Origin of the sequence: Exiguobacterium sp. BMC-KP (assembly GCF_001275385.1) — a bacterium.
In the GTDB taxonomy this organism is placed as follows: Bacteria; Bacillota; Bacilli; order Exiguobacteriales; family Exiguobacteriaceae; genus Exiguobacterium_A.
This window is the reverse complement of record NZ_LGIW01000012.1, coordinates 92,629-112,735: the sequence shown is the minus strand read 5'-3', so window position 1 is coordinate 112,735 and position 20,107 is coordinate 92,629. Positions and strand designations below refer to the sequence as shown.

General features: G+C 44.5%; 19 protein-coding genes and 1 riboswitch. Of the genes, 8 read left to right on the top strand and 11 right to left on the bottom strand.

Annotated features, from left to right (window positions below; translation table 11 throughout):
* Positions 1-158 precede the first annotated feature (158 nt).
* A complete protein-coding gene (locus ADM98_RS02100; protein WP_053452044.1) occupies positions 159-1,343 on the top strand; it encodes a class I SAM-dependent rRNA methyltransferase in 1,185 nt (394 codons plus the stop codon).
* Positions 1,344-1,427: 84 nt separating this feature from the next.
* Here the strand turns inward: ADM98_RS02100 and ADM98_RS02095 are convergent, their stop codons facing one another.
* Positions 1,428-2,426, bottom strand: a complete 999-nt coding sequence (locus ADM98_RS02095) for a zinc-binding dehydrogenase (protein ID WP_053452043.1) — start codon at positions 2,424-2,426, stop codon at positions 1,428-1,430.
* A 108-nt stretch (positions 2,427-2,534) separates the two neighbouring features.
* Here ADM98_RS02095 and pepT point away from each other — a divergent pair, with 108 nt between their 5' ends.
* Complete coding sequence (pepT, locus tag ADM98_RS02090) at positions 2,535-3,770, top strand: peptidase T (protein WP_053452042.1); 1,236 nt, start codon at positions 2,535-2,537, stop codon at positions 3,768-3,770.
* A 38-nt stretch (positions 3,771-3,808) separates the two neighbouring features.
* Here the strand turns inward: pepT and ADM98_RS02085 are convergent, their stop codons facing one another.
* From ADM98_RS02085 to ADM98_RS02070, 4 genes are all read right to left on the bottom strand, one after another.
* Positions 3,809-4,828 carry a DUF916 and DUF3324 domain-containing protein gene (locus ADM98_RS02085; protein ID WP_053452041.1) on the bottom strand — a complete coding sequence of 340 codons (1,020 nt, stop codon included), beginning with the start codon at positions 4,826-4,828 and terminating at the stop codon, positions 3,809-3,811.
* Positions 4,829-4,850: 22 nt separating this feature from the next.
* The gene (locus ADM98_RS02080) at positions 4,851-5,546 is read right to left on the bottom strand and encodes a WxL domain-containing protein (RefSeq protein ID WP_053452040.1); all 696 of its coding nucleotides are present in this window, start codon (positions 5,544-5,546) and stop codon (positions 4,851-4,853) included.
* 16 nt (positions 5,547-5,562) lie between these two features.
* On the bottom strand, positions 5,563-6,867 hold the full coding sequence (locus ADM98_RS02075) for a hypothetical protein (protein WP_053452039.1): 1,305 nt from the start codon (positions 6,865-6,867) through the stop codon (positions 5,563-5,565).
* A 206-nt stretch (positions 6,868-7,073) separates the two neighbouring features.
* On the bottom strand, positions 7,074-7,943 hold the full coding sequence (locus ADM98_RS02070; RefSeq protein WP_053452038.1) for a prohibitin family protein: 870 nt from the start codon (positions 7,941-7,943) through the stop codon (positions 7,074-7,076).
* 299 nt (positions 7,944-8,242) lie between these two features.
* Between ADM98_RS02070 and ADM98_RS02065 the strand changes: the two genes are divergently transcribed.
* The 3 genes from ADM98_RS02065 (at position 8,243) to ADM98_RS02055 (ending at position 12,306) form a co-directional block, all read left to right on the top strand.
* On the top strand, positions 8,243-9,865 hold the full coding sequence (locus ADM98_RS02065) for an ABC-F family ATP-binding cassette domain-containing protein (protein ID WP_053452037.1): 1,623 nt from the start codon (positions 8,243-8,245) through the stop codon (positions 9,863-9,865).
* Between the two features lie 65 nt (positions 9,866-9,930).
* On the top strand, positions 9,931-10,311 hold the full coding sequence (locus tag ADM98_RS02060) for an NUDIX domain-containing protein (protein WP_053452036.1): 381 nt from the start codon (positions 9,931-9,933) through the stop codon (positions 10,309-10,311).
* Positions 10,312-10,425: 114 nt separating this feature from the next.
* Positions 10,426-12,306: a PhoX family protein gene (locus ADM98_RS02055; protein ID WP_053452035.1), complete on the top strand. Its 1,881-nt coding sequence runs from the start codon at positions 10,426-10,428 to the stop codon at positions 12,304-12,306.
* A gap of 39 nt (positions 12,307-12,345) precedes the next feature.
* Here ADM98_RS02055 and ADM98_RS02050 read toward each other — a convergent pair whose 3' ends face one another.
* The 6 genes from ADM98_RS02050 to ADM98_RS02025 all read right to left on the bottom strand — a co-directional run bounded on the left by ADM98_RS02050 (position 12,346) and on the right by ADM98_RS02025 (position 18,027).
* Positions 12,346-12,813, bottom strand: coding sequence for a hypothetical protein (locus tag ADM98_RS02050; RefSeq protein ID WP_053452034.1), 468 nt, complete (start codon positions 12,811-12,813; stop codon positions 12,346-12,348).
* Between the two features lie 76 nt (positions 12,814-12,889).
* Positions 12,890-13,837: an ATP-grasp domain-containing protein gene (locus ADM98_RS02045; RefSeq protein ID WP_053452033.1), complete on the bottom strand. Its 948-nt coding sequence runs from the start codon at positions 13,835-13,837 to the stop codon at positions 12,890-12,892.
* Positions 13,834-14,892: an LLM class flavin-dependent oxidoreductase gene (locus ADM98_RS02040; RefSeq protein ID WP_053452032.1), complete on the bottom strand. Its 1,059-nt coding sequence runs from the start codon at positions 14,890-14,892 to the stop codon at positions 13,834-13,836. Before ADM98_RS02040 ends, ADM98_RS02045 begins: the two co-directional genes overlap by 4 nt.
* 73 nt (positions 14,893-14,965) lie before the next feature.
* A riboswitch (SAM riboswitch) is annotated at positions 14,966-15,068 on the bottom strand.
* A 111-nt stretch (positions 15,069-15,179) separates the two neighbouring features.
* Positions 15,180-15,818, bottom strand: coding sequence for a DUF975 family protein (locus ADM98_RS02035; RefSeq protein WP_053452031.1), 639 nt, complete (start codon positions 15,816-15,818; stop codon positions 15,180-15,182).
* Between the two features lie 63 nt (positions 15,819-15,881).
* The gene (locus tag ADM98_RS02030) at positions 15,882-17,153 is read right to left on the bottom strand and encodes a DUF2325 domain-containing protein (protein WP_053452030.1); all 1,272 of its coding nucleotides are present in this window, start codon (positions 17,151-17,153) and stop codon (positions 15,882-15,884) included.
* Positions 17,154-17,241: 88 nt separating this feature from the next.
* Positions 17,242-18,027: a DUF817 domain-containing protein gene (locus ADM98_RS02025; RefSeq protein ID WP_053452029.1), complete on the bottom strand. Its 786-nt coding sequence runs from the start codon at positions 18,025-18,027 to the stop codon at positions 17,242-17,244.
* Between the two features lie 152 nt (positions 18,028-18,179).
* Between ADM98_RS02025 and ADM98_RS02020 the strand changes: the two genes are divergently transcribed.
* The 3 genes from ADM98_RS02020 to ADM98_RS02010 all read left to right on the top strand — a co-directional run bounded on the left by ADM98_RS02020 (position 18,180) and on the right by ADM98_RS02010 (position 20,092).
* The gene (locus ADM98_RS02020) at positions 18,180-18,845 is read left to right on the top strand and encodes a YczE/YyaS/YitT family protein (protein WP_053452028.1); all 666 of its coding nucleotides are present in this window, start codon (positions 18,180-18,182) and stop codon (positions 18,843-18,845) included.
* A gap of 154 nt (positions 18,846-18,999) precedes the next feature.
* Positions 19,000-19,455, top strand: coding sequence for a MarR family winged helix-turn-helix transcriptional regulator (locus ADM98_RS02015; RefSeq protein WP_053452027.1), 456 nt, complete (start codon positions 19,000-19,002; stop codon positions 19,453-19,455).
* A 1-nt stretch (position 19,456) separates the two neighbouring features.
* Complete coding sequence (locus tag ADM98_RS02010) at positions 19,457-20,092, top strand: nitroreductase family protein (protein WP_053452026.1); 636 nt, start codon at positions 19,457-19,459, stop codon at positions 20,090-20,092.
* Positions 20,093-20,107 lie beyond the last annotated feature (15 nt).

Below are 20,107 nucleotides of genomic sequence, written 5' to 3'. Positions count from 1 at the left end.
TAAGTTTTATGATCTTTGCTTATCATAACAAAAACCGTTATTCCTTTGACTCATACAAGGGATAGCGGTTTTATTTTATATCTAGTTATCCACATGTGGATAACCCCATTTATGGTATACTAATGGCACTTATCCACAAGTAGAAATGAGGAAATTAGATGTCCCGTGAACTCTATCCCATCGTCGTCAAACCCGAATGGATTGAAACGATTCAAAGCGGTTATCCCGCGTTACGCAAGGAAATGTTCGAGTCCTTGCAACATGTCAAAGATGCAGGCGGACTGCTTCATCTGATGACAGAACATAAAGAATACCTCGCGACTGGCTATTTTGGCAAGCAAGAAAAAGGTGTTGGTTGGACACTCTCGATGGATGAACAGGACACGATTGATGTTGCTTTCTTCAAACAGCTTTTTGAACAAGCTCTAGACAAAAGAAACGATTTTTTTGAAGAAGAGTCCGAAGCTTTCCGTATCTTTAATGGTGCAGGTGATGGTATCGGTGGACTGTCGATTGATTGTTATGACCATCATTACCTCATCACATTCGAAAATGAGGGAATCTATACATTTCGTCCAATGATTCTTGAGGCGTTTGAATCGCTTGTTCACTATAAGAGTATTTATGAAAAACGCGATTTTCTCATCGATCTCCAACCCGTCAAAGGCGACGATTTTTTAGTAGGGGAACGTGGTGATTTTCCAGAAATGCTGCAGGAACTTGAGGCACGATATGCATATGATCTTGACGCAGGCATGCGGACAGGCTTCGATATCGCGCAACGTGAACTCCGTAAAGTTCTGATGGATTCAGTGAAAGAAAAGAACGTACTGAATCTCTTTTCTGATACAGGAACTTTGACAGTAGCTGCACTTCAGGGTGAAGCCTCTCAAACAACAAGTGTTGATTTCTCGACACGTAGTCGAAATAAGACAATAGATAATCTTGCGTTGAACAGTTTTACTCCTGAAAAACAAACAATTTTAATCCAAGATGCGTTCGACTATATCGAACAAGCAGATAAAAAGACTCGTTTTGACGTCGTCTTGTTCCATCCGCCCGTACAAGTCAATACACGGACGCGTCAGTTTCGAACGGAGCAGGATCTTTCCCTTTGGATCCAAAAAGTTATTCATTTGACGAATCGCGGAGGACTCCTTGCGATTACGACAGACAGTCCTGCTCTTGATGCTTCACAATTGAAAAAAGCTGTAGAGCAGGCCTTCAACAAATTGCGCCAAAAATTCGAGGTTGTTTGGGAGCAACCGGAGCAGAAAGATTTCCCGATTCCTCCTTCCATGCCGCAACTCGCTCCAAAAAGTATTCTTGTTCGCCGTAAATGACGTGTTATCTAAAAAATCCGCTACCGAAAATTTCAGTAGCGGATTTTTTATTTTTTTAACAGGAAATGTAAAATAAATGGAGAATCATTTTTTAAGACTTGAATGCACACTTACTTTACCAAAATGTGATGTCTGATCAAATCGTTGATAGAGATCATTTAACGCATCATGCTCATAAGGAATCTGCTCTTCAATCCGAATCTCGATTATACTTTCTTCTACTAATTGTACAAGTTCTGCTAGATGCTTTTGCTGTTGCTTCATCTCATCCGTTTTTCCTTTGAGTAACGGAAGCGCAACGAACACAGCTTCAAGTGATAAGGCTTTACTATGCATCATCGTTAAATCTTGCGTTGTCCGTGTTGCGATTGAAACGATGCGTCCACGCTCTTTTGCGAGTATGAACGATTCTTGCAAATGATCGCCACCGACTGTATCAATGATGACATCAAATCCGTCGAGATTCAGTCGTTTGATCAACGCTTCAGCTGATTCTTCCTTGTACCGGTGAACGCGAATTCCTTTCGCTTCTAGCCAAGCTGCCTTCTCGTCAGAAGAGGCACTTGCTGTGACGTCACATCCATAATGACGAGCGAGTTGAACGGTCAGATGTCCTACCCCACCTGTTCCTCCTGCTACATATATACGGATACCAGGTTGAATCGCGATTCGCTCCTTTAAAATCTCCATCGCCGTCAACCCGATCACCGGTAAACACCCAGCAACTTCAGCCGAGACTCCTTCCGGCCGCAAGACTGCCATCTGTTCAGGCACAAGCATTTCCTCTGCCAACGCACCGGCACGTGTTCCAAGTCCACCACCGAATGCGACGATACGATCGCCGATAGAAAAAGACGTCACACCCTCGCCGATTTCAATGACTCTCCCCGTTACATCGCCCTGGAGAATTCCAGTCGTCGATGCCGCTGCCACATGTCCGAAGAACATCTTCGTATCAAGTGGATTGATGCTCGATCCCTCGACTTGAATGCGTAATTCGTACTTCCCCGCTTTTTCAGGTGTGACGTCTTTTTCTGTAAGTGATGCGTCTTTTCCGTACTGATCGACTACGAATGCTCTCATGAAAAATTCCCCCTTATCGTTATTAGTCTATCATGATTCAAAATTCTCTCACATTAGGTCTTCATGCTATGATGAATATATCTTATGACGAGAAGGGACGTTTTTGATTTGAAACAAGAATTGATTGATCGTCTTACTACATACGTGAAAGTCGATACACAGTCGAACTATGAAAGTACGACAGTTCCAACGACTGAAGGACAATGGACACTGGCTCGATTGCTCGTAGAGGAATTAAAAACAATTGGCATGGAAGAAATAACTGTCGATGACAATGGTTATGTCATGGCAACATTAGCTGCCAACACAGACGCAGACATCCCAACAATCGGTTTCCTCGCTCACCTCGATACGGCAACGGACTTCACAGGCACGAATGTCCGTCCGCAACTTGTCGAATCATATGACGGAAATCCGATCACGTTAAGTGAAGTACCATCCGTGATTCTATCACCAACTGATTTCCCAGCATTAGGCAACTATGTTGGTCATACGTTGATGACGACAGATGGGACGACATTACTCGGTGCCGATAATAAAGCCGGTATCGCAGAAATCATGACAGCGATGCACTATCTAATCACACATCCAGAAATCAAGCACGGTCGTATTCGTGTTGCCTTCACACCAGACGAAGAGATTGGTCGCGGACCACATCATTTCAACGTCGAAGCCTTCGATGCAACGTACGCCTATACGGTTGATGGGGGACCACTTGGAGAACTGGAATACGAAAGTTTTAATGCAGCGGCTGCTAAAATCGTCTTCCACGGAACGAATGTTCATCCGGGAACAGCGAAAGATAAGATGGTCAATTCGCAGAAGCATGCGATGGCGTTCCACGATCGTCTGCCTGGAGAGGAGTCTCCTGAATTCACGGACGGTTTCGAAGGATTCTTCCATCTGATTTCGTTTGACGGTTCTGTTGAAAAGACAACGCTCAACTACATTATTCGTGATTTTGATCGTGAAGCATTCGAAGGGCGCAAACACTTCTTGTCTGCACTCGTTGAGGAATGGAATAAAAAATATGGTGCTGGTAGTGTTGAAATTGACTTACATGATCAGTACTACAACATGCGTGAAAAAATCGAGCCTCATATGCAAATCGTCGATATCGCTCATGCAGCGATGGAATCTCTTGATATCGAGCCAATCATCAAACCAATACGTGGTGGAACGGATGGATCACAACTTTCTTACATGGGTCTTCCGACGCCCAACATCTTCACTGGTGGCGAGAACTACCACGGTAAGTTCGAATTTATCTCCGTTGATAACATGGTGAAAGCGACGCAAGTCATCATCGCCATTGCTAAAGGTTTCGAACAAACCTCACGCTAATCAAAAAGCAGATTCTCAGCTCTGAGAATCTGCTTTTTTCATGCTTGGCGTTGCTGTTTTTTCAAACGATAGATATAACCGATTAATAGGAAGATGATTAAGGTCGATGCAATCATGAGTTCCTTCGACCATTCTCCGACGAATGAATTAGAATTTTCTTCGATATCTCGATCGGGTATCTGTTCTTTCATCTGATTCGCTTGACGCTTTGTAACTTTAAAGCTATCTTTCCACTTCCATGTCTTTTCTTCTCCTTCAACGCGGATACTAATATGATACGTGCCAGGTTCTAGGATTCCTGTCGTTTCAATCGGTGTTTTCATATAAATCGATGGTGCGAATCGAACGTCCATTTGTTTTCGAACCACGACTTTTTTTCCTTTCGTGACGATTGCTTCGAATTTCATCGTTTTACTAATGGTCGGTGCTTGATTCGCTAATTTAACGAAAACAGTAGGTCTTGAAAAAGAGGACTTTGCCTGCACTCCCTCATATGTGATGACGGGTGCAGTCTCTTTGATTGAAGAACGAACTTTTAATCCAATGACGTAGGAATGACGATTTTGAATGCCGATTGTATTGTCGTTGGTCGTTTCACCTTCCGGCTTGCTCTCAATCCGAATACCGGCAAGCAATGTCCCATCCAACTCATTTGACACTTCAAGTGGTAAAGAAACGATTTTCGATTCTCCGCCTTTAATGAATGTTGATTGCGTATTCGGCTTAATGAGATCCGTCAACGAAGTCGATGCTAATGGAACGGATTTTTTCTGATCATAGACGATCAAACCGTTATTATTCGTTGTAGCATTTCGGATTGAAGTTAAAAACGTATGATCAGCGGGTCCATGATTATAGATTCGAACTTGAAGATTCGTCTTTTGTTGCGCTGTCATCCTTAAATCGAAATAGGTCACACCGGAATCGACCTGATACGCATTCGGAACCGCTTCGACCGAAAAATTAACACGATCTTCCGCGAAACTATCTGAAGGTGTCATCCAGACAAAGAATCCATAAAGCAAAACGATTAGACAACCGACTCCCCATCGTTTCATCTCTCTCCCCCCATTTTTCTCATCAATTTACGACGTCAGAGAGCGTCCAATCGAGCGTAGCAGTGTGTGTTCCTTCGACCTGAGCGTTGACAGGGACGTTCAGCGTAATGCGTTCGTTATCCGTCCCGTTTCCCTTCCAATAAATTTGCCACGTCGAAAACGTTCCAGCAGCTGATGCTAGAATAACTTTTGCATCTCCCGGATTACCAGGTGTTAAGGTAATATCGCCTGTAGTAGGTTTTGCGGTATTCGACATTCCAATCAAGGTTTGTACATCACCCGCATTGATCGTTAACGTTGATCCAGCCAAGGAATCTTTCCCACCACTATCTTTAAAGGTGCTGAGTTTTACTTTGACATCCCATTTCGTAGAGAGAATACGTCGATCCGTTACTTGTAAAAAGGGCTTTTGATCTTTTGCTTTAAAAAGTGCTTTATTAACAAGTAATTCGTTCGAGCCAAAATTGAAGTTAGGCGCATAATCGAGTGTGAGCGGTCCTGTGTTTCCGGTTGGTGTATTTCCTCCGTTATCCTGAGGTTTATATGGAGTATTCGGGTTTGGTGAGTCTGGATTGACGATGATAGGTGCTGCATTCGTCGTAAATGTGATTTCAGCCTTGGATGTTCCCGTTGAGGTGTTTGCAGCCCACGCAGAAGTCGTTCCTAACATGAAAGCAGTACTTATCAAGATTGTTGAAAAAGCAAAGCGTTTTTTCATCTTTGTTCTCCCCTTTTCATGGTGCATTGACTAAACTCCATTGAATGTCTGCGCTATACGATAAAGGTTTCGGATATTTTCCTGTTAAATCGAGAACAATGCCTTCATTTTCAGCGTACGTCAAAGGTGTCTGATTCGAACTCGCTGACATCGTTCCCGTAGCCACTTCAATAGCGGTTGCTTGCAGCAATTGGGTTTTCGAAGCGGTCTTAAAATAAAGAACATCAGTTAAGACATCACCTGTTGTACTCGTTAAAGGACGACTGAGACTTGCTTGTAACTTCCAGTTAGATCCTGTGGCGTTTTCGTGAGAGATCGCAATCGTCATTGGGGATAAACGAGGAATAATCTTCTCTTGCCCCGTCAACTCATGACTACCGAAATCAAGAGTGTTCGGAGTCGTCAAACGAAATGTTGAGCCAATCATTAAATCCGCTGATGCTGTACTATTACTTAAAATACTTAAATCAATCGCTCCATCGATGACAGCACTTTTAAATGTATATTTGTTTGTAGAATTGATATTTAAATTGTTTATTTCGAAAACCAGTTTATAGTCGATATTGTTTAATAACCCTAGCAACCCTACCGAAATGATCGAAGACGTATTCCAATAAATTAAATTATTTATCTTATCAATGGTAACATCTTCCTTTTTAACAATATTTCCTGACTTGGAGTATTCTAAATAAGCACTCTCTGTTTTAATTTTATCCATGATACTTGGTGGAATAATAAAAACAATATATTGTTTATCAGAAAGCCCCAATCCCAAACTAAGAAGTGCGGAAAATCGATTCGTTAATTCAATCGTTTTTCTAGTACCGTCATTTTCAATTTGAACCTCTTGGTAGCTTGCGGTTAAGCTTGAAGTACCTAATAAACTTATGGAAAGTAAGTTAGGAACTACTGTATTTTTTCCTTTGTCTGATTTCGATGTTTCAGAATTAGGTGTGTTTTCTTCGTTGTCATTTGACTGAGGTTGCTCAATTACTGTTGTTTCGTCTTCTTTAGTTGGCGAAGTCTCAGGTGTCGTTGGGTCTTCGTTCTCAGGTGGGGATGTCTCGGATGTCGGTGGATCTTCACTCTCAGGTGGGGATGTCTGCTCTAGTTCTAAGAGTTCTTCGCATTGTATCCGTTCTTCTTTCTTCAACAAGTCCTCTTTCATTGGATCATTCAACGTCTCTTCACAAAACGATGACGTCAAAGGGTTTGGTATTTCTAGCTCCTCAATCGTCGCATGACTGTGCGGAATCGAAAAACTTGTCGCAAATAGAATCATGAAGATAATAAATGTATTTGGTGATCGATTTTTATACAAAAATTATCCCCTCCTATTTCAATTAAACCATCCTCTTTTACGTTCGTTTTCCTTCTAAATAAGGAAATTAAACCATAAAATTTACATTTAAAAGATATAAAATAAAAATTTTTTTATCTATATACTAAAATTTAGTAACATATCTATCTCTAATCTACTGATTTACTATTAAAGCATAAAAAATAGACCTAAAAATTAGGTCTACTTTATTTCTTTTCTTCTGTTGTAGCATCTGGAATCGGTAATTGAACCATACTCCCTGATCCGCTAACGAGTGGTGACTTCCCGTCCCACTTCTTGACGGCTTCATATTGAATCATTTCTTCCGTCAACGTCTTTTGTAATTCTTTTTGAGCTTTTGCCAAACCTTGCGCTTCGATCAAACGGGCATCGGCTGCCCCTTTGGCTTCGACGCGCAGACGTTCTGCTTCTGCTTTTGCGATTTCAAGATCTGTTTTCTTTTTATCGAGTTCCTGCGATGCTTTGACACGTGCATCAATCGCTTCCTGTGTCTTCTCATCTGGTTTTGGCGCACCAAGTGCGACATCTTCAATGATGAAACCAATCTCTTTGACGTCTTCCGCAAACTGCGTTTGAATGCTCGTCGAAACGTTTCCTGACTTTTCACCAAATAGTTCAAGGACCGTGACTTTCGAGATCTGCTCACGTGATGCGTCATAAAGACGTTGTTTCAAATAACCTTTTGCAATCTCATCGATTTCGATCGGTCCGAACTTGTTGAAGACTTTCGTCACCTTATCCGGTGAGACGGAGAAGCTGTATGTAAAGTCGACGACGATGTTTTTTCCGTCTTTGGTCGCAAGCGTCATGTTTTCAAGCGACTTCGTCTGTGTCCGAATCGGGTACTCCGTCACACGCGTGATCGGTGAAACGACATGCCAGCCTTGTGAGAGCGTCTCGTCTTTAACACCACTTGATGGTGTATAGACGACACCTACTTGTCCGGGTTCGATTTGTTCGACGATAAACGGTGTCGTTGCCAGTAACGCTAATACGAGCACACCGGCAATGATCATCGATGGGCGGATTTTTTTCTTCGGTTTGATTTCTCTCATTCTGAATCTCCTTTATCGATTTTTTCTTGGATATAGCGGTAGAGTTCCATGCCAAGCAAAACGATGAGGGCGAAAAATAATACAGTGAAAAAGATAGCCATCTAACCCCTCCTCTAACGAATTCCTTATCTTCTTCTACGCAACCATCTGGAAAATGTTTCATTTTTTTAAAAGTCTGGTTGCTTATTTTTAAATTCTGTCCTAATATGGAGGGAACTTTGCCTGCTCTACGACAGATCACGATTTGTGGTACACTCGAATGAGCACATCACTTACTAGAAACGAGGGTTCATCTCTATATGATTACAGTACAAAATGTCGGTCTTCGCTTTGCAGACCGCAAATTATTCGAAGACGTCAACATCAAGTTCACACCAGGTAACTGTTATGGTCTAATCGGTGCAAACGGTGCCGGTAAGTCAACATTCCTGAAAATTCTCGCTGGCGACATCGAGGCACAACAAGGCGATGTCATCATCACACCAGGCGAACGCTTAGGCGTCCTTCGTCAGAATCATTACGAATACGAAGAATTCCAAGTCATCGAAGCTGTCATGATGGGACATAAGCGTCTGTATGAAGTCATGAAAGAAAAAGATGCTATCTATATGAAAGAGGATTTCTCAGATGAGGACGGCATGCGTGCTGCTGAACTCGAAGGTGAATTCGCTGAAATGAACGGTTGGGAAGCGGAGTCTGAAGCTGCCATGCTTCTTCAAGGACTCGGCATCAAAGAAAACCTTCATTCGAAGACGATGGCAGAGTTGACTGGATCGGAAAAGGTCAAAGTCTTGCTTGCTCAAGCTTTATTCGGTAAACCAGACATTCTCTTACTCGATGAGCCGACGAACGGACTCGATTTGAAGGCTGTCAAATGGCTCGAAGAATTCTTAATCGGATTCGAAAACACGGTCATCGTCATTTCCCACGACCGTCACTTCTTGAACAACGTCTGTACGCACATGGCAGATCTCGATTACGGTAAAATCCAGCTTTATATCGGAAACTATGATTTCTGGTACGAATCAAGTCAGCTTGCTTCACGTATGGCAAATGATCAAAACAAGAAAAAAGAAGAGAAAATCAAAGAACTTCAAGCCTTCATCGCGCGTTTCAGCTCGAATGCTTCGAAAGCGAAGCAAGCAACGTCACGGAAGAAGTTGCTTGATAAAATCACACTCGACGACATTCGTCCATCGTCACGCCGGTATCCGTTCGTTGGTTTCACACCGGAACGTGAAATCGGAAATGATCTCTTGATGGTCGACGGTATCTCGAAGACGATCGATGGCGTCAAAGTCCTCGATAACGTCCGCTTCTCGTTGAACAAGACGGACAAAGTTGCGTTCATCAGTCAGAGCGATATCGCGATCACGACACTGTTCAAAATCCTCATGGGTGAGATGGAGCCGGATAGCGGTACATTCAAATGGGGCGTCACGACTTCTCAGTCCTACTTGCCGAAAGATAACTCGGAATTCTTCGAAGGCTCGGATAAAACGATCCTCGATTGGCTCCGTCAGTATTCACCGGCAGATGAGAGTGATACGTTCCTCCGTGGATTCCTCGGTCGGATGCTCTTCTCAGGTGAAGAAGTCATGAAGAAAGCATCTGTCTTATCTGGGGGCGAAAAAGTCCGTTGTATGCTTTCAAAAGCAATGCTTAGCGGTGCAAACGTCCTCGTGCTCGACGATCCAACGAACCACTTGGATCTCGAATCAATCACAGCACTCAACGATGGGTTGATCGCTTATAAAGGCGCAATGCTCTTTAGCTCGCATGACCATCAGTTCGTCGAAACGATCGCGAACCGTATCATCGAATTGACGCCGAACGGTATCGTCGATAAAGAAACGACATACGACGAGTACTTGAACAATGATGCGATTCAGCAGCAATTAACAGCGTTATACGCACAATGATGTTAAAAGAGACCGGAACTGTCGTTTCGGTCTCTTTTTTGAATACGTTGGAGGAGGAATAAGTCATGCGTCATCGGGTATGCGCGGCGTTGGTTGAAAAGCAACAAGTATTAATGGTTGAGTTACACACCTCTTCCCGGGCATTTTGGACATTACCGGGTGGTGGTGTCGAGAGAAATGAAACAAAAGAAGAAGCTATTGTACGCGAAGTATTAGAAGAGACACATCTTCACGTCACGGTCGAACGACAACTCTACGAGATTTCGATCCGTCAAGGGACGGAGACGTGTTTTCTCGTCCAACGTGTCACGAATAGTTCCGTACCTCGGCTCGGGATTGATCCCGAACTACCACTTGATCAACAGGAATTACGAGCCGTCCGTTTCCGACCATTGAAAGATATGCAAGATGATCCACAGATTGCTCGTTTACTGAACTTACTGTAAAGGAAACATTAACTAAGTGAGACATAACTGACCAGGTTTCTTTACACCCTCTACACAATCGACTGATTAAATGGAAATGTAGCAACAATACAAACTCATTTGGGGGAAACGAAAATGAAACGAACACTCATGGTTGGTCTATCAGCAGCGGTCTTGTCATCAAGTATGGTCCCGATGTTCGCGGATGCCCACAGCTCTTCTCATACTACACGCAACATCAAGAAGGTCGAATTCTTGTCGATGGATGCACCGACGAAAATCGATCAAATGGTGAAAACCTATACAGAAGCAAAAGTCAAAGTCACCTATACGAACGGTAAAACAGAAGTAAAGCCGTTGAACTATAATCAATTATTCCTCTCGCAAGACAAAATCGTCGAAAACAAAGGTGAAATGATTGCAGCGGGAACACCAATCGATGCCAAAGGTAATCCAATCATCGACCGCAGTGTACCGGACAAATCGGAAGCATTCGTTTCTGACGCACCAGACTCGAACAGCCTACTTGAAGTGCACGGAAAAAAATATATGGTGTCTCACTTCGAATATGACTCAATCGATAACGCTGGCAATGAAGTCAAAGGACTTCCGGCATCGATGACATTAACGGAAGTCGTCCAAGACAAAAAGACAGGAAAATTGGCTGTCAAAAAAGCGAGCAAAATTGATTTTGAAAACGTCAATGGACTCTGGACACCATGTAACGGTTCCACGACGCCATGGGGAACGCACCTTGGGTCAGAGGAATATGAACCAGATGCCCGTGCTTTCGAGTCAGATAAGACTTCGTCTGCCTATAAAGAAGTCAATGCCTTCGCTGAGCGTTATTTCGGAACGACTAAAAAAGCGAATCCGTACTTCTACGGCTATACACCTGAAATCTCAGTCGACCGTAAAGGAAAGGCGACAGCGGTCAAACATTACAGCACAGGTCGCTTCTCGCACGAGATGATGCAGATTCTTCCGGATCAAAAGACGGCGATTTTCGGTGACGATGGCAACAACACGATGATGTTCATGTACGTCGCAGATAAAAAACGTGATTTCTCTAAAGGAACGCTCTACGCGGCGAAGTTCAAACAGACACGTGCAACAGAAGGTGGAGCCGGTGATCTTGAGTGGATCAAGCTTGGTCATGCTTCTGATAAAGAAGTCAAACGCTTGATTGATAAAGGAACGAAATTCAGCGATATCTTCGAAACAGCTGATGCACCTACACCTGGCTTTAAAGCGGTCAAAACAGCTGCCAGCAAAAAAGTCGAATACTTGAAGCTAAAGCCTGGTAAGGAAAAAGAAGCTGCCTTCCTCGAATCACGTCGTTACGGTGCGTTGCTTGGCGCGACGTCAGAATTCAACAAGATGGAAGGCATCACGGTCAACGAACAGGACAAAAAAGCCTACATCGCCTTGTCTTATGTGTCAGGTAGTACCGAAAAACAAGAAGGTGCTGTCCAAGACGATATCCAGCTTGAAAAACGTGAATCGGGTGCGACATTCGAAATCAATCTCGGACGTGCAAAAGGCATCGACAGCCGTTATGTACCAACGAATATGCAAGCACTCGTCATTGGCGAAGATTTAGCGAAGCCAGATGCTTACGGTAACACAGCGAACCCTGATCTTGTTGCCAATCCGGATAACCTCGCATACTCTGCGACATCCGATACGCTCTTCATCGGAGAAGACAGTGCCCTTCACACGAACAATTTCGTCTGGGCGTATAACCTGAAAACGAAAAAGTTATCACGTATCCTGTCAGTTCCAGTCGGAGCGGAAGCAACTGGTCTTCGTTCACTTGATCATGTTGGTGGATATAGCTATCTTTTAAGCAACTACCAGCACCCAGGTGAGGCATTGACAGGAAAACAAATCACTGCCGTCGATCCAAAGGCGCTTGAACAAGCGATGAAAGACGGCATCGGTATTCAAAAAACAGGTGGTGTCGGTTACCTCTCTGGTTTACCAAGTGGTCACAAATCGTATACGAATCGATAAGATGCTAAAACGGATTCCCAAGCACGGGAATCCGTTTTTTCATGCATTGTTCTTCTTTTGTTTCGCCGCTTCTTCTTCGACACGTTGCAACAACCCGTGAACGATTTTCTCGTTCTCTCGTTCGCCACCGAGTGACAACAGACTTTTCCCGACAAAGTTCGCTCCTTCATTTTTTCCCGTATAAATCAACAGACATTGATCAGGTCCGAGTGGTTTGAGTGTAAAGGTCATCTCGATCTTGAAAATCCGTGCTAACGTGAATCCAATCGTATTTTGTTTGAAGTCAGGTTCATTCGTATAGGCTAAATCGGTCACAATATAGGTTTCAAGTCGATTACCCTGCATATACGTTTGACGATACGTCGAACCGACGACACCCGGTTTTCGTTCAATCACCTCATGTTGGACGACATTTGGAATCAAACGTTGTAGCCGCGTATGATCAAACAAGTGCCATGCTTCTTCAATTGGAATATCGAGCTGTCGTTCTTCTTTCCACGTAATCATACACCTGCCCCCTTTTATATAGAAATACCCCGTCATCCGGTCTTGTAACGTCCGGTGACAGGGCGGGAGCCAATTCTTATTTTACTGTGCTTGTTTCAAGTGCTGCTCCAAGGAACTTCGCTAGTTCGAGCATACCGTAACGTCCTGCCGCTGCTTCAGCGTCCGAGTTATAGTTCGTATTCGTATTGACGTCGTACGTATAGATCGTACCTGACGCATCCTTGATGAACTCAATGCCGGCGACCGCGATTTGGTTCGCTTGGAGGAACGCTTCGTACTTTTCAATGATTGGATCATTGAAACCTTCAACGATTTGGAACTTCATCGGTGTTTGCGGCGCTTCTTCCCCAACTGGGCAGAATAAATCGTCAATTACACACGCATCCGCTGGGCAGAGCTCAAACCCTTCTGACGTATCCACTTGAACCGCATAAACGAATTTTCCACCCACGAATTCACAACGTGTGATGTACGGTTCTGGTGCTTGGATGTACTCTTGAATCAACGTGATGCCATCGACCGGTTCGTCGAATGTCGGACCGTCGAGATAAGCTTCAAGTGCTTCAATCGAGTGGAACAACTGGACACCGAGTCCTTTGCCGGCACGGTTATGCTTCGTGATGAATGACGAAACACCAATCTCTTTTGCTGCTTGGACGATTTGATCACGTCCAACGGCAGCTGTCGTCTTCGGTACACGAATGCCTGCTTTGCGTAGTGCTGTATACTGATTGACTTTGCTGACTTCAAGACGGAGTGCACGCGTTCCGTTAAAGACAGTCCGGTCATGTTCTTCTAACCAAGCGAGGACTCCTTCCGTCAACTCCGGTGCATAGCGATGTCCACGTGTATGCGAAGAGGCACTCATTCGGCTGTAAAAGACACCTTCTGGTGGTACTTCATCGAGTGGCACGATTCCTTCATTCAAGTGCCACTGTTCATACGGTAACTCGAGTTCTTCGAGTCGTTTGATGAGATGGTCCGTCCATTCTTGATTTTCGTGGAGAATATGAATTTTTGTCATGATTGTTGACCTACCTTTCGTTTCGCTTCGACAAGTGGCATTACGTCACGAGCAAAGCGTTCCATTTCTTCAAGTTGTGGTGAGAATTGTAACAAGAGCAACGTGACACCGACAGCTTCGAACGCTAGAATACGTTCCGCAATCTGTTCCGGTGTGCCGATCAAGTTCGGTCGTAGACCGCGGTTTGAGACGGAATAATCATTTCGCTCGACCTGTTGTTCCAGTTGCGATTTACTAATGAAGTCTTGATAACCGGCATAACCAGCGCTATCTTCTTTTACATCCGTAATCCGTTGCCATTCTAGAAGCGCTTCTTCTTCCGTATCCCGGCAAATGATGTAAGCCGCAAGACCAAAGCTTTCGAGTGGAGCTTGTCCCGTCGCTTCCCGGCGTACTTTCATGTCGTTGATTTTGTGAGCGACTTCTTCGACCGTGCCCCCGTGCATGACATACGCATCACAGTGTTCGACGATTGTTCGTTTTCCGGCTTCACTCTCTCCACCGGCGTAGAGCTTAATCCCCGGACGCTGAACCGGCTTCGGGTGTAATTCTGCCTGCTCGATCGTATAGTGATTGCCTGAGAAACTATACGGCGAAGCGTCTGCCCATAGTCCTTTCATGACCGTGACGAATTCTTCCGTCCGCGCATAGCGTTCATCGTGCGCTGTAAAGATACCGTTATACTGTTTCGCTTCCTCTGCCCACCAGGCCGAGACGACATTCAGCGTAAAACGTCCCCCACTCAACTGATCGATGTTTGCTGCCATCTTCGCCGTCGTCGCCGGATTATGGAACCCGGGACGAACCGCTGTCATGATTTCAAGGCGTTCTGTTGTTGCAGCGATTGCCGCTGCCGTCGTCCATGCCTCAAGACTCGGTTCCTTTATTCCTTTGATATCGTTCAAGTTCAATTCTGCGATCAATGTCGTCGAAAAACCGATGCGTTCAGCTGTTTGTGCGACTTGTTTTGCATAATCGAATGTCGCCGGCATCTGTTCATCTTCGACATTCCGTAACCATCCCCCAAAAATCGGTAACCAAAAACCATACTCCACTCCATCATCCCCCTTATAATAAAAAGCGCCCTTTTCGAAGTTCGAAAAGAGCGACGGTATCTTGTCCTGTCCGCTCTTATCTTCAGAAGGTATCCCTTCCTGGAAGTAGCACCTTCCGCCATGGCGGGGTTGCTGAAGTGTCTTCGGGCCAGTCCCTCGACTTCTCTAGATAAGATGTGTTGCATTCATCGTACAGAATTCATTGAACTAAAGCAACCATTAAACCGTCTTTTCCCATCGGAATTGTTTTAGACAAAAAAATCCCGACATGATGTCGGGATCCGGTATTAATATGGTGCGACGAAATCTGATGTCGGCTCTGGCGTTTGTTCACCACGAACACGATCATAGAATTTTGCAAAGGTGACGCTGAAATACGGTGTAATCCACAGGAATGCTAGACCTAAGGTAACGATTCCTAAAAGAGCCCAACCAATAAACGATAGTAAGAGCATGAATGCTTCCATTTTATGCCCGTCCATCATTTTCCGAGAGCGTGTAATGGCTTCTAAGATACCAATTGATGGTTCATCTCGCAAAATATAGAACGTTAGCATATAAGAAAATGATTTAATGATTCCCGGTACGACTAATAGCAGTAACCATAGGAAGATAAAAAAGAATTGTACGATGGCTAGACCAATCACTTTGAAGAACATGCCATATGGTTCAAATAAATCCGTTACTTTCGTTTCTTCTCCACGAGCAATTGACATCGCAATCCAAGTCCAACCGACTCCAACCGGAATCAATAAAATCGATACCAACGATACGACGAGATCCATGGTATTAGCTGGTTCATCCATATCTGATCCAAATAACCCAGGTACACCTTGAATAATACTAAACAGAATAAATGTTAGGACTGCGAATCCCCAACGACCGCTTAACGACGCCTTTGCCGCTTTTTTTAATTGAGATGACATGAGTAAGGTCCTCCTTGAAAAATAAGTTCTCACCTTACTCTACGGCTAATAACTTCTAATGTTTCACTCTTTTTTCAATAATTTCCCGTCTTTTTGCTGTTTGAGCCAAGCACGCTCAAGTTGTCGCTCACACGCTGTATATAATGAACGACGACCATCGAGGCGTTCCATCGCGAACGGAATACTATGTTTTTTCGCCTGTGCGATGACATGCGCACTCGCTGCATGAGAGACACGGCTCGTCACGACGACGATCGCATCCGTCTTTTTGGCGAGACAGGCAATCTTTTTCGCGGATTGTGCGTCTCCTGCGAGATGAATCAATTCAATTCCAGTTGGCGCAAAGAACTCACGATAGACAGCTGTTTGTTGTTCGTTTCCAACGATGACGAGGCGCATACCTGTGAAGCGCGTGAAATCAAGTGGTGTCTTATCGACGAAATCCATCAATTGTCCAGGTACAGCTGTCGTCACGATTGGTTCAATCTTTCGCTCTTTTTGAACACGAATGCGACGCTGCGCTTTTTTAGGTTTTGGAGCCGTTTGCCGTTTCATTTTTCGTGCATACCGGTCCGATTTTTTCGCTGTAACAGTTACCTTCTCTACTAGTTGTTCTAATTTTATCGGGCGATCTGATGGTTCGTTGACAACCGGTTTTTCGTAGGTAAACTGATGCTTCCAGACAATCGTCAAGCTCTCTTTTCGTCCCCGCCACATGACGAGATCGACGAGTTGTCCTGCTTCTAGTCGAAAATAGCGCATGTCCTCTACCGGTACGACATAGTAGAACGGTTTTCCTGCTTCATCTTGTAGCGGACCGTTAACCGTCTCTTCAACAATGCCGTGTACTTTGACGATCGCTTGTTCAAACACGACACGTTCCGGGTTCTCTTTCATCCGTTCCGTTGAGACGACAGCTTCGATGCGACACACCGTTTTCTGGTCATCCTGACGCTCGACACGGACACGGACCTCCATGCCATGCTCGAGATTCCAGTCACGCACGTCTCGTTCTGAAATATGACTACCGGACCATTCTAGTAAAGAGCCACCTTTTAACCCTCGCTGAAACGTGTAAGCATAACGCAGCTTTCGTACAGGTTCGATAGATGTTTGTGACGGCACTTCGATAGTTTGCTCTGGCATTACCTCTACCACTTCGTCGACGAACGTTGTTTCCTGTACGTGGCGTGGTGCATAATAAGCTGACATCTTGACCCACTCATCGATTCCGTTCACTTCGTCGAGCCAAAGTTGCCAGTCTTCGTATCGTTCGACGACTGCTAACTTCATTTGAACCAATTCAGTTGCACGTTCCATCACCTGTTGCATCATGTCCCAACACTTCCTTTGCGTTTTTTTACACTATAGCAACGGAAAAACGCAGAAGTAGATCAAATAAATAACCAGGTTGTTTTTTCATCTAGGTGCGGTGATTGATTTCCACAGCCGGATCCTGATGCTTGTATTTCGCGACGATGACGATCAGAACGGTGATGATGACAAGTAAAAACCAAGAAGACAATTTGCCAAGATCAACGACTGCCCAGCCTCCTTCTTGATGAGGATAGACCCATCCTTTAAAGAACGTCACGATATTCTCCGCGATCCAAATAAAAAACGCGATCAGCAAAAAGGACAGGACAAGCGGCATCCGGTAAACCGTCTGCTCGATCGTAAAATGAACCCATGACCTATAGAAAACGAGGACGACAAGAATCATCAATAGCCACCTCGCATCGAAAATCCAGTGATGGGTGAAGAAGTTTAAATAGACGAGACTCCCGACACTAATCGCAAGCCACGTGGGAGGAAATGCAGTGAATCGTAAATGAAATCGCCTGAACGCCTGACAAACATAACTTGCGACGCTTGCGTACATGAACCCTGCATACAGTGGAACACCCGCCACTTTTGTCAAAGCGTCTTCCGGATAACTCCATGAACCAACGTTCACCTTGAATAGTTCAAGTGCTAGACCGATAACGTGAAACAATAAGATCAGTTTGAATTCTTCCTTTGTTTCATAGCGACTGACAAGTAATGCGATTTGAACGAGAACACACCATAGCAATAAGAGATCGTATCGCGCGATCGGTTCAGTCGGTAGATAACGCGAAAGAGCGAGCGCCGCGAAAATCATCACGGGAAAGACACAACAGACGGCTTCTATATATGTAAAACGAATCAGATGTCGGATCGCTTTCATCCTGTTACCTCCTTTTTTCTCCAGTATACGTTTCTCTTTCACCCTTCCCCTCCTTCTTAGGATGGAAAAAACGGAAAATTTCGTCTTTCTTCTTCCACTTTCCTCATGATACAGTTAACGAATCAATTATTTTAAGAAATGAGGTGCCAGACATGACGCGTCATCGTGCTTCCTGGTTGTTACGCGCTACGTTAAAGTGGGGACTCTTCCTCCTCGGTTTATTTTTACTCGCTCTTGGCTCATCGATGATGATTACAGCGGAACTCGGTGTCTCGACGTGGGATGTGTTACATCTTGGTCTTCAAAAGAAAACACCGCTGTCCGTCGGAACGATTATCTTACTCGTTGGTCTCTTACTCGTGTTCGTTAAGTACGCATTAGACCGCGTCACGCCGCAAATCGGTACACTTGTTAACGCGATTTTCGTCGGCGTCTTTATGAATCTTGTGCTTGGTTCTCATCTCTTACCGTCTTTTGAGTCTATTTGGTTGAATACACTCTGGCTCGTTTTCGGAATCTTCATTATCGGTATGGGCGCCGGTCTATACGTCGCCGTCGGTTACGGAGCTGGTCCACGTGATGGACTGACGCTGACACTCGCAGAGCGCTTCGGAACCTCGATTCGCCTGATGCGAACGATCATGGAAGTCACAGCATGCGGCATCGGTTGGTTACTCGGTGGTCCTGTTTTCTTTGGAACGATCCTCTCGATTTTCTTGATCGGACCGTTTCTCCAATTTTGGTTATTTTATTTCCGTCGTATTATCGCTGCGATTGACGCAAAAGGACTTCCGGCGTCTGAACGCCAAATTAGCTAAGTCGCCTGACTCGATATCATTCCGCGCGAATGATATCTTTTTTTATGTCAGAAGCAGATAAGTTGCGTCATCAAATTAAACACGTTATATTCGTTTACATATCAATCTTTGATACGTCAAAGGTTTCTTCGAACGAAGGGAAGGATGTGATGGATTGAGTATTTCCTGCAACGAAAAAGGACGTTTGATTTATGCACTCGTCTCCGTCAATAAGACGATTGCCCAAAAATTCGATCTCTGTACGGACGGATTCAGTCAGACTCGAATGGATTTGCTCGCTCAACTGCAAGTCGATCAAACGATCAGCCAAAAAGAATTACAAAAACGCGTTAATGTCGATCATGCGGCAGTGACCCGTCACCTGAAGCACCTGGAATCGACCGGGATGATTGCGCGCGAGCGTTCAGCCGCTGACAATCGGGTGATTCTTGTTTCTTTAACGGAACAAGGAGCGACGCGCATCGCACGATTACGCGAACAAAAAGATGAGTTCCTCGAGAATTTACTCGAAGGATTCTCTGCTCAAGAACAACGGACGTTAGCTGAGATGATTCAACGCATCGAAGCGAACGCTGATACATTACCTAAACTAAAAGAGGAGTCGATTTAATATGGCAACGCAAACTACAACAAATTTCATGGAAATCGTCAAAGGACGCCGTTCAATCCGTAACTACGATACAGACGTGAAAATCTCAAAAGAAGAAATGACACAAATCCTTGAAGAAGCAACGCTTGCACCTTCTTCCGTCAACATGCAACCATGGCGTTTCCTCGTCATCGATAGCGAAGAAGGCAAAGCAACACTTGCACCACTCGCGAAATTCAACCAAGTTCAAGTCGAGACATCTTCTGCTGTCATCGCTGTCTTCGGTGATATGAACGCCGTTGATCAACTTGAGAACATCTACGATACAGCTGTTGAAAAAGGTCTTATGCCACAAGAAGTACGCGATCGCCAAGTACCAGCAATTCAAGGGATGTACAGCAGCGTATCAGCGAACGATTTGAAAGACAGCATCTTGATTGACTCAGGTCTCGTTTCAATGCAATTAATGCTCGTCGCTCGTGCACATGGTTATGATACAAACCCAATCGGTGGTTACGAAAAAGATCAAATCGCTGAAGCATTCGGTCTTGAAAAAGAGCGTTACGTACCGGTTATGTTGCTATCGATTGGTAAAGCAGTTGATGCAGGATACCCATCTGTTCGTCTGCCAATCGCTGACATCGCAGACTGGAAATAAGTTTTTCACACTATA